Origin of the sequence: Thioalkalivibrio sp. ALE20 (genome assembly GCF_000381405.1) — a bacterium.
In the GTDB taxonomy this organism is placed as follows: domain Bacteria; phylum Pseudomonadota; class Gammaproteobacteria; order Ectothiorhodospirales; family Ectothiorhodospiraceae; genus Thioalkalivibrio.
Window position 1 is genome coordinate 185386 of record NZ_KB906474.1, and the last position, 12767, is coordinate 198152.

A 12767-nucleotide genomic window follows, 5' to 3' on the forward strand; every position below is an offset into this window, starting at 1 on the left:
TTCCTCGCGGGTCGATGCGGTCATCAGGCGTTCACCACCGGGCCCTTGAGCACGTGCGGCAGCCCGGCCACGGTCAGCACCACGCGGTCGAGATCGGCGGCCAGGCGCTGGTGCAGCGCGCCGGCCTCGTCGGCGAAGCGCCGCGACAACGCATCCAGCGGCACGATCCCCAGCCCGGTCTCGTTGCTCACCGCGATGATGCTACCCGGCAGGGTCGGCAGCGTGGCGACCAGCGCCTCGCGCTCGCGCTCGATGTGCGCCTCGTCTTCGGTGCACAGCAGCTGGGTCAGCCACAGGGTCAGGCAGTCGATCAGCAGGCAGCGATCCGGCGCTGCGGCCTCCTGCAGCCGCACGGCCAGATCGTCCCCGGCCTCGATCAGGTCCCAGCCGGCCGGACGGCGGCGGCGGTGCTGTTCCACCCGCCGCAGCATCTCGTCGTCGTCGGCGCGCGCGGTGGCCACGTAGGTCACCGGCTGGCCGGAACCCAGCGCCAGCTGTTCCGCCATGCGGCTCTTGCCCGAACGGACGCCGCCCAGGATCAGGGTTCTCATGACCGGGTGCCCCCTTGTGGCACGTGCAACAGGTCCAGCAGTCGGTCGATGTCCATGTGTTCCTCCAGTGCGTCGGCCAGACGCTCCAGGCTCGCCTCGCGCAGCGCGTCCAGATCCACGGCGGCGCCGTCCGCGTCCAGCCCGGCCCAGGCCAGCAATGCCCCGGCGGCGGCCGGCTCGTCGAACACCCCGTGCACGTAGGTGCCGGCCACTGCGTCGTCCGTCGAACGCGCGCCGTCCGGCCCCGCGGCCAGTTGCAGCACCGGGCGCTCGCAGTCCGCCCCGGCGGTGTGCCCGGCGTGGATCTCGTAGCCGCGCACCGGCGCCGCCCGCTCCATCACGCCCTTGCCGGTCACCTGCCGCAGCTGCTTGGCCGGGCGCAGCGTGGTCTCCACGTCCAGCAGGCCCAGCCCGATCGAGGAGCCCGGGGTGCCCTCGACGCCTTCCGGGTCGTGTACCGCGCGCCCCAGCATCTGGTAGCCGCCGCAGATCCCCAGCACCCGGCCACCGTAGCGCAGGTGGCGCATCAGTTCGCGCTCGAAGCCCTGTTCGCGCAGCCAGGCGAGGTCGTCGCGCACCGCCTTGGACCCCGGCAGGAGCACCAGATCCGCCGGCTGCAGCCGCTCCCCCGGCCCGGCGAAGCGCAGCGACACCCCGGGGTGCAGGCGCAGCGGGTCGAAATCCGTGTGGTTGGAGATACGCGGCAGCGCCGGCACCACCACCCGCAGGGGCTCGTCCCCGCCGCTCGCCCACGCGTCACTCGCCGGGGCCGCCTCGCGCAGCAGCGCGTCCTCGGCATCCAGCTGCAGCCCGGACAGATACGGCAGCACGCCCAGCACCGGCTTGCCGGTCTCGGCCTCCAGCCAGCCCAGCCCGGACTGCAGCAGCGCCGGATCGCCACGAAAGCGGTTGATCACGAAGCCGGCCACCCGCGCCCGTTCGCTTTCCGCCAGCAGCGCGAGCGTGCCCACCAGATGCGCGAACACCCCGCCGCGATCGATGTCCGCGACCAGGATCACCGGGCAGTCCACCGCCTCGGCGAACCCCATGTTGGCGATGTCACCCGCGCGCAGGTTGATCTCCGCGGGCGAGCCGGCCCCTTCCACCAGCACCGAGTCATATTGGGCCGTCAGACGCCCGTGGGCCGCCAGCACCGCCTCGCGCGCCACCGGCTTGTAGTCATGGTAGGCGCGCGCGTCCAGCTCCTCCACCGCGCGGCCGTTGACGATCACCTGCGCACCGCGATCGCTGGAGGGCTTGAGCAGCACCGGGTTGAAGTCGGTATGTGGCTCCAGCCCGCAGGCCGCGGCCTGCAGGGCCTGGGCCCGCCCGATCTCGCCGCCCTGTGCGGTCACCGCGCTGTTGAGCGCCATGTTCTGCGGCTTGAACGGCGCCACCGCGATGCCGCGCCGGCGCAGCACGCGCCCCAGCCCGGCCACCAGCACGCTCTTGCCGGCATCCGAGGTGGTGCCCTGGACCATCAGCGTGCCGCCGGTATCAGTCATCACTCAGCTCCGTAAGCGCGGCCTCCAGGCGCCGCCAGCCCGCCTCGTCACCGGGCAGCCCGAAGCGCAGGCTGGCCGGCTCGTCGAAGCGCCGCACCAGGATCGCCGCGCGCGCCAGCCGGTCCTGGATCTCTTCGGCGCGTGCGCTGCGCACCCACTGGAACAGCGCGGTACCGCCACCCGGGGCGAGTCCGTGCGCGCGCAGCAGGGCCGCCAGGCGTTGGCCCTCGCCCGCCAGCTGCATGCGCCGCGCCGACTGCCAGCCATGATCCGCCAGCGCCCCGGCCGCAACCTGCCGCGACGGCCCCGGCACGCTCCACGGCCCCAGGCGCGCGCTCAGCGCCCGGCGCAGCGCTTCCGGCGCGAACACGAACCCGACCCGGGCCCCGGCCAGGCCGAAGAACTTACCCAGCGAGCGCAGCACCACCAGCCCGTCACGCGGGCCCTCCGGCACCAGGCTCAGCTGCGGCTCGCTGTCGACGAACGCCTCGTCCACCACCAGCCAGCCGCCGCGCCGCGCCAGCCGCGCGTGCCACTCGCGCAGCTGCGCGGGCTCGAAGCGCGTGCCGGTGGGGTTGTTGGGATGGATCAGCACCAGCACGTCGAGCGCGTCCAGCACGGCCTCGATGGCGCCGGCCTCGGGCTCCACCGGCTGCACGGCGTGGCCGCAGGCGCTCCAGGCGCGGGCGTGTTCGTTGTAACCGGGGTGCAGCACGCCGACGCAGGCCTGCTCGCGGCCGGTGCCCTCGCCCCACAGCGCCGGCAGGGCCTGGATCGCGGCCTGGGACCCGGGCAGCGGCAGCAGGGCATTGCTGCCGTAATACGCGGCGGCCGCCGCCTCCAGCCCGTCATCCGCTTCCGGCAGCCGGGTCCAGGCCTGAGGCGGCAGCGGCGGCACCGGCCAGCCCCGCGGGTTGATGCCGGTGGAGAGGTCCAGCCAGTCCTCGACCGCATGCCCCCAGCGCCGGGCCGCCGCGCGCACGCCCCCGCCATGGCGCGACTCCGGGGTCGCGCCGTCCCGGGATCCGGACCGGACGTCAGGCGAGGACAACGAACGACACCCCGATCACGATTACCGCCATCCACAGCGCCAGCGCGCGGTCCACCAGTGCCATCGCGCGGCGGATGCGCGCGGCCCCGGCTACGGCGCCATCTTCCGATGCTGTCTCCGGGGCCATCTCCGGGGCCATGTCCGGTACCGGCTCGGGCCCCAGCGACGGCCGCCATTCGCGCCGGCCGTGATAATACGCATAGCCGCCCAGCCGCACGCCCAGCGCGCCCGCGCCGGCGGCCATCACCGGCCCGGCGTTGGGGCTCTTCCACGCGGCGGCCTGTTCGCGCCAGCAGCGCAGCGCACTGCCCATGCGCCCGGCGGCGGCATAGGCCAGCGCGGTCAGGCGCGCGGGGATATAGTTGAGCACGTCGTCCAGCCGCGCGGCGGCCCAGCCGAAATCGCGGTGGCGCGGCGTGCGATAGCCCCACATCGCATCCAGGGTGTTCACCAGCCGATAGGCGACCACCCCCGGCGCGCCGGCCACCAGGAACCAGAACACCGTGGCGAACAGGGCGTCGTTGCCGTTCTCCAGCACCGATTCCACGGTCGCGCGGCTGACCCCGTCGGCATCCATCTCGTCGGTCGCGCGCGACACCAGCATGCCGGTTCCGGCGCGCGCGCCTTCAAGGTCGTCCTGCTCCAGCGCCACCGCCACCCGCTCGGCGTGTTCGTCCAGCGAGCGCCAGCCCAGTGCCAGCACCAGTACCAGCAGGCTGACGATCCAGCCCCAGGCGAGGCTGGCGGCCCAGGCCGCCAGCACCACCCAGGGCAGCACCAGCACCATCAGCAACAGGGCCCCGCGCAGCCGGCTGTCCGCGTGGAAGCGCCGTTCCAGCCCCTGCGCGAGGCGGCCGAAGCCGGCCAGCGGATGGAAGCGCCGGGGGTCGCCGAACAGCCGGTCCAGGGTCAGCGCGCCCAGCAGGACGAGAAAGGCGGTCATGAGACACTCCTGTTTCGGGAAACGTCCCGGGATGCGTCCTGCGGGGGGTCGTCCTGCGAATGGGACACGGGCGTCGAAGCCGATTGCCCCCAGCGGTCCTCGAACACCAGTTCTTCCAGCGGACGCCGGGTGTCCCAGCCCTCGGTCTCCAGCATCGGCTCGTCGTAGAACGCCTCTACCTCGCCCAGGCACAGGATCGCGATCGGGTGGGCCCCCTCCGGCATCTCCAGGGTGCGCGCCAGCCATTCCGGCTCGAACAGCGACACCCAGCCCATGCCCAGGCCCTCGGCGCGCGCCGCCAGCCACAGGTTCTGGATCGCGCAGGCGGCCGAACACAGGTCCATCTCCGGCAGGGTGCGCCGGCCCAGCACGTAGCGTTCGCGCCCGTCGGTCAGGGCGACCACCAGGATCTCCCCGGCGTCGCGGATGCCCTCCAGCTTCAGCCGCTGGACCTCGGCACCGCGCTCGCCGCAGGCTTCGGCGGTGCGCTCGTGTTCGGCGGCCACATGGCCGTGGATGCGTTCGCGCAGCGCCGGATCGGCCACCCTTACGAAGCGCCAGGGCTGCATGTAGCCGACGCTGGGGGCACGATGCGCCGCCTCCAGCAGGCGCCCCAGCACCTCCGGGTCCACCACGGTGCCGGCACGGAAATGCCGCATGTCGCGGCGCTCGTTGATCGCGCGGTAGACCGCGGCGGCTTCTTCCGGCGGAAAACCCGACTCCGGGGCGGCCGGGAAAGGGCTGGAAGGTTCGGCGGATAACGGGGTGTTGCGGGACATGCGAAGACGTCTCCCGGCAGCGGGCGAGATGGGTGCAAGGGTGTCGCGAGGATCCGGCGCATGGCCGGACGGGAAGGCAGGATGATACGCGTTCGCACCCGCCCTCTCCAGTGCACCCGGTCACACACGGCCCTGCCGCGGGCGGGCTCTCCCGCGGGGGCCGTGACACTCCTGTTATGATGTTGCGTCCTTGCAGGCGCGGCATACCGCCGGTTGCGGCTTGCTGCCGCAGAAGCACCGTCCGCGCCAGCCCCCGGAATCGGAAATCCAGGAACCACTGCGCATGTCATATCGTTCGAACCTGTTGCCGGCCCTGCTCGCGGCGAGTGCCCTGCTGCTGAGCCCGTCCGGCCACGCCGCCGACAACGACCCCATTTCCGTGATCGACGACACGGATCGGGAAGTCCGGCTGGACGCCCCGGCCGAGCGGATCGTGAGCCTGGCCCCGCACATCACCGAGGTGCTGTTCGCGATCGGCGCCGGCGACCGCGTGATCGGCGCGACCGACCACAGCGACTACCCCGAACCGGCCGCGGACATCCCCCGGGTCGGGGGCTACACCAGTCTCGACCTGGAACGCATCCTCGCCAAGGAACCCGACCTCGTGGTGGCCTGGGACAGCGGCAACTCGCGCTCGCACATCGAACGCCTGCGCGAACTGGGCCTGACCGTCTACACCTCCGAACCGCGCGGGTTCGACGGCGTGGCTTCCAGCATGGAGCGCATGGCCGAACTGGCCGGCACCGCGGAACAGGGCCGCGCCGAGGCCCAGCGCTTCCTGCAGGAGATCGAGGCCCTGCGCGCCGAATACGCGGATCGCGACCCGGTCCCGCTGTTCTATCAGGTCTGGGACCAGCCACTGATGACGGTGAACAACGAACACCTGATCGCGGAGGCCATCGAGGTCTGCGGCGGCGAGAACGTGTTCGGCCACCTCGACCGCCTGGTACCCCGCATGGACCGCGAAGCGGTGATCCACGCCGACCCCGAGGTCATCATCGGTGGCGGCATGGGCGAGGACAACCCCGCCTGGGTCGAGGCCTGGCGCGAGTGGGGCAACATGCTCGCGGTGCGCCGCGACAACCTGTTCTTCCTGCCGCCGTCGCTGCTGCAGCGCCACACCCCGCGCATCGCCGAGGGCACCGCCCTCATGTGCGAGGAGCTGCAGATCGCCCGCGACCGGCGTCCCGAATCGCCGTAAGCCCCCGTGACCCGATCCTTCCTGCTGGCGGCGGGCGTGCTGCTGCCCGCCTCGCTGCTGTCGCTGGTGGTGGCCCTGGCCTGGGGCAGCGTGGCCATCCCGCTCGGCGAGCTCCCGCGGGTGCTCACCGGCGAGGCCTCGGCGCTGCACGCCACGCTGATCACCGAACTGCGCCTGCCACGCGCGCTGGCCGCGTTCGCCGCGGGCGGGCTGCTGGGCGTGGCCGGCGCGCTGATGCAGGTGCTGCTGCGCAACCCGCTGGCCGATCCTTACGTACTGGGCCTCTCCGGCGGCGCCTCGGTGGGCGCACTGCTGGCCATGCTCGCCGGGCTGTCGATGTTCTCGGTATCCGCCGCGGCCTTTGCCGGGGCCATGCTCTCCACGCTCATCGTGTTCGGCCTGGCACATGGCACCGGATCCTGGACCGCCACCCGCCTGCTCCTGACCGGGGTGGTGGTCGCCGCCGGCTGGGGCGCGCTGATCAGCTTCCTGCTGGCCGTCAGCCCCACCGCGGAGCTGCCGGGCATGCTCTACTGGCTGATGGGCGACGTCTCGCATGCCCGCCATCCGGGCCCGGCCTGGGGCGTGCTGGTGTTCGTGGTGCTGGCGGCCATGCCGCTGGGCCGCACCCTGAACGTCCTCGCGCGCGGCCCGATGCAGGCCGCCTCGCTGGGCGTGTCGGTGCGCCCGGTCGAATGGTCGATCTACATCGCCGCGTCGCTGATCACCGCGACCGCGGTCACCCAGGTGGGCGCAGTGGGCTTCGTCGGCCTGATCGTGCCGCACATGCTGCGTCTGGTGTTCGGCAACGACCAGCGGGTGATCCTGCCCGCCTCGGCGCTGGCCGGCGGCATCCTGCTGACCCTGGCGGATACCCTCGCGCGCACCATCATCGCCCCGGAGCAACTGCCGGTCGGCGTGATCACCGCGATGCTGGGCGTGCCGGTGTTCCTGTTCCTGCTGTACCGGAGCCGCTGAGATGAGCCGCGCCGACACCCGCAGCGACGCCCACGCCGATGTCTCCGCCGCGGCCCTCAGCGTGCACGAGGCCCCCACGGCGGACACCCTGCTGGCCACCCGCGATCTGGTGATCGACATCCCCGAACGGGCCGACTCCTCGCCGCTGCACCTGACCGTGAATCCCGGCCAGTGCTGGGGCATCCTCGGGCCCAATGGCGCCGGCAAGAGCACGCTGCTGCACACCCTTGCCCGCCTGCGCCCGGCACGCGCCGGCGGGATCGAACTGACCGGGCAGCCCCTGGGCAGCCTGTCGCGGCCGGATCTGGCGCGACGCCTGGGCCTGGTGTTCCAGAACCACCACGACGGCTTCCCTGCCACCGTCCTCGAAACCGCGCTGATCGGCCGCCACCCGTACCTGCGCCCCTGGGACATCGAGACCCGCGAGGACGTCGACGCCGCCCGCGCCGCGCTGGCCACCGTGGATCTCGACGGCATGGAGGGCCGGCAGGTGGATACCCTGTCCGGCGGCGAACGCCAGCGTCTGGCCCTCGCCACCGTACTGACCCAGGACCCGCAGGTCCTGCTGCTGGACGAACCCACCAGCCAGCTCGACCTGCACCACCAGGTCAGCGTCCTGCAGCGCGTGCGCGAAATCGCCGGCGGTGAACGCCGCGCTGCGGTGATGGCCCTGCACGACGTCAATCTGGCCGCCCGCTTCTGCGACCACCTCCTGCTGATGTTCCCCGACGGCGGCGCCTGCTGGGGCCCCACCCGCACCATGCTGGTGCCCGCCGCCCTGGAACGGCTGTACAACCAGGCCCTCAGCGTCGGCGAGGTGGACGGCCACCCGGTATTCCTGCCCCGCGTGGAGTAGCCCATGGAGTTTCACCGCATCCTGACCGGTACCACCGACCCCGCCACCCTCCAGCAACGCCTGACGGTGCCCGCCCTGCCAACAGCCTGCGAACTGATCGACAACCTGGTCGAGGACCAGGGGGCCGACCAGGGCGTCATCTATTGCCTGTGGGGCGAGTTCCGCGTGAACCGCGAGCTCGTCCACGGCGGCGTGCGCTTCAGCCTGCCGGAGTGCCCCAACGGCGTGGCCTGGACCCTGACCACCGGCCACCCGCCCGACGAATCGGCCATCGTGCTGCACCTGACCATGCATCGGCGCGAACACGAGCCCGACTTCATCGAGAGCCTGGAGGCCTTCGCCGACGCGTGGCAGCTCCCCTGACCGGCAATATCGCGCCGGATCGGACCATGCAATTTTCTTTTCGTTTTGCGGTCGGTATGGTGCAGACTCGACGCGAAGGAGAACGCCATGAACCCCACGCCACCGGACAGCATCCGCCACTCGCACCCGACGCAGGACGGCGCGGGCGTGAAGATCCGCCGCATCCATGACTTCGGCGGCGGCCTCGACCCGTTCCTGATGCTGGACGAGCTGAAGACCGCCCCCGGCGACGAAGACGTGGGCGGCTTTCCCGACCATCCGCATCGCGGCTTCGAGACCCTCACCTATCTGGTGCGCGGCGGCGTCAGCCATCGCGATTCCATGGGCAACGAAGGACAGGTGCAGGCCGGCGGCGCGCAATGGATGAGCGCCGGCCGCGGCGTGATCCATTCCGAGACCCTGCATCCCGAGCCGGAAGGGCTGCACGGCTTCCAGCTGTGGGTGAACCTGCCGGCCGCGCGCAAGATGGAACCCCCGCGCTATCGCGACGTCGGCACCGACGCCATGCGCCACCTGCCGGAGGAAGACGCCCCGCTGGACTTCAAGGCCGTGGCCGGCTCCTGGCAGACCAGCGCCGGCGACACCGAGGGCCCGCTCGGCCAGATCGGCGAAGGCGCGGGCATGGCGGATCTGAGCCTGCCGGCCGGCTATCGCCTGTCACTGGCCGTGCAGCTGGACGAGCGCGTGCTGGGCTACGTCTTCGAGGGCGCGCTCACCGGCCTGAACGCCGGCGAACTGGGCGTCTGGCACGGCCACACCATGATCCACCTGATCGCCCGCCAGGACAGCCGCGTCCTGCTGTTCAAGGGCCGTCCGCTGGAAGAACCCATCGCCCACTACGGCCCGTTCGTGATGAACAGCGACGCCGAGATCCAGCAGGCCATCTCCGACTACCAGTCCGGCCGCCTCGCCGCCCGCCCCGCCAGCATCGACTGACACCGGGGCGCGGCGCCCGACCGCCTTCCCGGCTCCGTCGGGGTCACGCGTACATCAACCGCCCGCGAGGCTCCGGCACCGGACGGTACTACACCGGAATACTCCGCAACGCGGGCCTACCCCCGCGCGTCGCGTTCCCAGTTCATGCAGCGGCGCACGGCTTCCTTCCAGCCGTGGTACTGGCGGTCGCGGGTGGCGGCGTCCATCTGCGGCTCGAACACGCGTTCGATGCGGCTGAATGCGCGCAGGTCATCGCGGCTCCACAGGCCGGTGGCCAGTCCGGCGAAGACGAAGCCCTCGCCCCCGTCATTGCGAGGAGCCGCAGGCAACGCGGCAATCGTCCGAAACTGGCTGCACGCAGGAACAGGTGGCTGCGGATGCAGGTCGCCACGTCGCTGCGCGACTCGCGATGACGGGAGCGTACTCGCACGCGAACCGGCAGGGTCCGGGGCGAACGCCCCGAAACCGCCGCATGACCCGCTCTGCGACCACATCCGCTTGAATCTCAGCCCATCTACAGCTTCCAGCCGATCACCTGATCGAGTAAGGGCAGCGCCCGGACCCGGTAGTCTCCCAGCGGTGCCAGGGGATCGCGCGTTTCGGGGTCAGTCTCGAGTGTCACCAGCCCGAAGAAGCAAGCGAAACGTTCGATGGAACGCAGCGACCAGGCCTTTTTTGCCTGGCGCTCCGCATACGTCGCGGGATCCTGATCCCAGTATGGGGGTTGCTCGTTCACCTCGTCTTCGGCCATGGGGAAGGCGTTGAGGAATTGCTCTTCGTACCAGCTCACCGGTCGGGGTTCGTGGCCGTGCACATGGAGCAGGTAAAGCGTGAAGAGGAAGCTCATCTGCACGATCGCGAGTTCGGGATAGCCGTCGCGGTAGGCCCAGTTGAATTCCTGGCAGTAAACCCGCAGCAGTCGCGTAAACAGCCCGGCCCAGTCACCGGTGTCGAACTGCTTCTCCACCGCACGCACCAGCTTCAGGCGCCCCCGGTACTTGCGGGTGAAACGGCCGATGTCGGCGACGATCCGCAGGGTATGCAGCTCGTCCAGATCCTCCTCGTTACGGATCTTGCCGGGATAGAAGGAGCGTCGATAGGCGAAACCGCTCTCGTCCAGGGCCTCCCGGGCCTCGCTCACGATGGCGCGGGGCAGATTGCCCTTGGGTGTGAGCTTGATCCCGTTGCCCCGGCACGCCTCGGCAATCACCTCCAGTAGCCGGAAGGCGGGAGAATCGGGCCGTTCCCGGAGCCCGTCGCCGAAGGTGACCAGCTCCGGCGAGTCGAAGGGGTGGTAGAGCAATCGATGCATCTGATCGCTGTTGAGGCCATGGAAGTCATCAACGGCTTCGGCCTCGAACGCCGCCATTTCCTCGGTGAGGATCTGCTCCACTGCTTCCCGGCTGGGAGCCTGGCCCGTGTTCATCATCTGCTCCACCGCCCGGCGGATATCATCGATGGGCGGGGTCCCGGAGCCGTTACCATTGTGACCTGACTTTCCCATATCGCCCCTTTGTATCGCGTGCATTTCATGCCTGATGGATGCCAGTGCCTCATTGCGTGAGCGCGGGGGCAGATCAATCATCCGGCCCCGGCTCTCGTACAGCGGATGGCGGGGCGGAGGCCTCCGATACATACTCCTCCGCGCTGCCAATCTGCTCCGGGGACAGCCGGACCGTCTGGCCATCGCGCCAGACGACCGCGTAGTGACCCAGCCGACGTTTGCGCTCCAGGGCGTTGGCTACCGCCCGGCGCAGCGCCGCTAGAGCCAACTCATCGTCTTTGGATAACTTGTTCATTTCCGCACCATTCCAAGCAGCCCCGAGAGAACATCCTGCCGATAGACGTCGCGGCGTTCCTCTTCCTGAACGAAGACCATCTCGGGCAGTTCGCCTTCGTTCGAAAAACACCGGGTTCAGGCGTTGCAGTTATTCTGTGAATTCAGGGGGGATTGAGACTGCGCAGAAGCGAATCGACCACCAGCGCACGCTCCTCAACCGGGAGTGCCTCGGCTTCGTCAATCAGGTCCTTGATCCTCATAGGTCACCAGGTCACCTCTCGCGTAAATGGCGACGCGGGCCTACCCCCGCGCGTCACGTTCCCAGTTCATGCAGCGGCGCACGGCTTCCTTCCAGCCGTGGTACTGGCGGTCGCGGGTGGCGGCGTCCAGCTGCGGCTCGAACACGCGTTCGATGCGGCTGAATGCGCGCAGGTCGTCACGGCTCCACAGGCCGGTGGCCAGACCGGCCAGGCCGGCGGCACCCAGTGCGGTGCTCTCGGTGATGGCCGGGCGTTCCACGCGTACCCCGAGCTGGTCGGCCTGGAACTGGACCATCAGCTCGTTGGCCACCGCACCGCCGTCCACGCGCAGGGTCTTGAGCGCCAGACCGGAATCGGCCTGCATCGCCTCGATCACGTCGCGGGTCTGGTAGGCCAGGGCATCCAGCGTCGCACGCGTCACGTGCTCCTTGCGCGTGCCCCGGGTCAGACCGAAGATCGCCCCGCGCGCATGCGGATCCCAGTACGGCGCCCCCAGCCCGGCGAAGGCCGGCACCACGTAGACCCCGCCGGCATCCGCCACCTTGCCCGCGTAGTATTCCGAATCCTCGGCCGTATCGATCAGGTGCATCTCGTCGCGCAGCCACTGCACGGCGGCCCCGGCGATGAAGATGGAGCCCTCCAGTGCATATTCCACCTGGCCATCCAGGCCCCAGGCGATGGTGGTCAGCAGGCCGTGTTCCGAGGTCACCGGGCGGGTGCCGGTGTTCATCAGCAGGAAACAGCCGGTGCCGTAGGTGTTCTTGGCCATGCCCGGCTCGAAACAGGCCTGGCCGAACAGGGCCGCGTGCTGGTCCCCGGCCATTCCGGCCACCGGCACCCGCGCGCCGCCGAACATCTCCGCGCCCGTGTGGCCCAGGACCTCGCTGGAGGACACCACCTCGGGCAGCATGGCGCGCGGGATGTCCAGCGCTTCCAGCAGGGTGTCGTCCCACTGCAGGCAATGGATGTCGAACAGCATAGTGCGCGAGGCGTTGGTCACGTCGGTGACATGGCGCTCGCCGCGCGTCAGGTTCCACACCAGCCAGCTGTCCATGGTGCCGAACAGAAGGTCGCCGTTGCGGGCCTTCTCGCGCGCGCCGTCCACGTGATCGAGGATCCAGCGGATCTTGGTACCGGAGAAATAGGCGTCCGGCAGCAGCCCGGTGGTCGCGCGGATATGGCCTTCCAGACCCTCGTCGCGCAGGCGGTCGCAGAGATCCGCGGTGCGCCGGTCCTGCCACACGATGGCCGGATGGATCGGGCGGCCGCTGTGACGATCCCACACCAGCGTGGTCTCGCGCTGGTTGGTGATGCCGATGGCCGCCAGTTGCGCGGGCTTGATGCCATTGCGCTCCAGCGCCTCGCGCGCCACGCCGATCTGGGTGCCCCAGATCTCCATCGCGTCGTGCTCCACCCAGCCGGAGTGCGGGTAGGACTGGGCGAACTCCTTCTGCGCGACCCCGGCGATGCCGCCCTCCAGATCGAACAGGATCGCCCGGCAGCTGGTGGTGCCCTGGTCCAGGGCGAGGATGTATCCGTTGGCCATGATCTCCTCCCGCTTAAT

Annotated in this window: 13 protein-coding genes and 1 pseudogene; 5 read left to right on the forward strand and 9 right to left on the reverse strand. The window is 70.4% G+C overall.

Annotation, left to right across the window (positions count from 1 at the left end; all coding sequences use genetic code 11):
• Nucleotides 1-23: 23 nt before the first annotated feature.
• Genes cobU through bluB form a run of 5 tightly spaced genes read right to left on the reverse strand, consistent with a single transcriptional unit; the run spans nucleotide 24 to nucleotide 4829 of the window.
• Nucleotides 24-551: a bifunctional adenosylcobinamide kinase/adenosylcobinamide-phosphate guanylyltransferase gene (gene cobU, locus F790_RS0108030; protein WP_019591323.1), complete on the reverse strand. Its 528-nt coding sequence runs from the start codon at nucleotides 549-551 to the stop codon at nucleotides 24-26.
• On the reverse strand, nucleotides 548-2056 hold the full coding sequence (locus F790_RS0108035; RefSeq protein ID WP_019591324.1) for a cobyric acid synthase: 1509 nt from the start codon (nucleotides 2054-2056) through the stop codon (nucleotides 548-550). Before F790_RS0108035 ends, cobU begins: the two co-directional genes overlap by 4 nt.
• Complete coding sequence (gene cobD, locus F790_RS0108040) at nucleotides 2049-3038, reverse strand: threonine-phosphate decarboxylase CobD (protein WP_019591325.1); 990 nt, start codon at nucleotides 3036-3038, stop codon at nucleotides 2049-2051. Before cobD ends, F790_RS0108035 begins: the two co-directional genes overlap by 8 nt.
• 55 nt (nucleotides 3039-3093) lie before the next feature.
• Entirely contained in the window at nucleotides 3094-4050 is a 957-nt protein-coding gene (gene cbiB / locus F790_RS0108045) for an adenosylcobinamide-phosphate synthase CbiB (protein WP_019591326.1), read from the reverse strand.
• A complete protein-coding gene (gene bluB, locus F790_RS0108050) occupies nucleotides 4047-4829 on the reverse strand; it encodes a 5,6-dimethylbenzimidazole synthase (protein WP_019591327.1) in 783 nt (260 codons plus the stop codon). Before bluB ends, cbiB begins: the two co-directional genes overlap by 4 nt.
• Before the next feature lie 283 nt (nucleotides 4830-5112).
• On the opposite strand from bluB, the gene F790_RS0108055 reads away from it, so the two are divergent.
• From F790_RS0108055 to F790_RS0108075, 5 genes are all read left to right on the forward strand, one after another.
• On the forward strand, nucleotides 5113-6030 hold the full coding sequence (locus F790_RS0108055) for a cobalamin-binding protein (RefSeq protein WP_019591328.1): 918 nt from the start codon (nucleotides 5113-5115) through the stop codon (nucleotides 6028-6030).
• Nucleotides 6031-6036: 6 nt separating this feature from the next.
• The gene (locus F790_RS0108060; RefSeq protein WP_019022768.1) at nucleotides 6037-7008 is read left to right on the forward strand and encodes an iron ABC transporter permease; all 972 of its coding nucleotides are present in this window, start codon (nucleotides 6037-6039) and stop codon (nucleotides 7006-7008) included.
• 1 nt (nucleotide 7009) lies between these two features.
• Nucleotides 7010-7864 (forward strand): ABC transporter ATP-binding protein, encoded by an 855-nt coding sequence (locus F790_RS0108065; protein ID WP_019591329.1) that lies wholly within the window; start codon nucleotides 7010-7012, stop codon nucleotides 7862-7864.
• Between the two features lie 3 nt (nucleotides 7865-7867).
• Nucleotides 7868-8227: a hypothetical protein gene (locus F790_RS0108070; protein WP_019591330.1), complete on the forward strand. Its 360-nt coding sequence runs from the start codon at nucleotides 7868-7870 to the stop codon at nucleotides 8225-8227.
• An 87-nt stretch (nucleotides 8228-8314) separates the two neighbouring features.
• Nucleotides 8315-9163, forward strand: coding sequence for a pirin family protein (locus F790_RS0108075; protein ID WP_019022771.1), 849 nt, complete (start codon nucleotides 8315-8317; stop codon nucleotides 9161-9163).
• 116 nt (nucleotides 9164-9279) lie between these two features.
• Here the strand turns inward: F790_RS0108075 and F790_RS0108080 are convergent, their stop codons facing one another.
• The 4 genes and pseudogenes from F790_RS0108080 to glpK form a co-directional block, all read right to left on the reverse strand.
• On the reverse strand, nucleotides 9280-9492 hold the full coding sequence (locus tag F790_RS0108080) for a hypothetical protein (protein WP_019591331.1): 213 nt from the start codon (nucleotides 9490-9492) through the stop codon (nucleotides 9280-9282).
• A gap of 185 nt (nucleotides 9493-9677) precedes the next feature.
• Nucleotides 9678-10592, reverse strand: a complete 915-nt coding sequence (locus F790_RS0108085; RefSeq protein ID WP_231384417.1) for a hypothetical protein — start codon at nucleotides 10590-10592, stop codon at nucleotides 9678-9680.
• A 515-nt stretch (nucleotides 10593-11107) separates the two neighbouring features.
• Nucleotides 11108-11203, reverse strand: a pseudogene (locus F790_RS14660) (addiction module protein); the annotation flags it as partial.
• A gap of 40 nt (nucleotides 11204-11243) precedes the next feature.
• Entirely contained in the window at nucleotides 11244-12749 is a 1506-nt protein-coding gene (gene glpK, locus F790_RS0108100) for a glycerol kinase GlpK (RefSeq protein WP_019591333.1), read from the reverse strand.
• Between the last annotated feature and the right edge of the window lie 18 nt (nucleotides 12750-12767).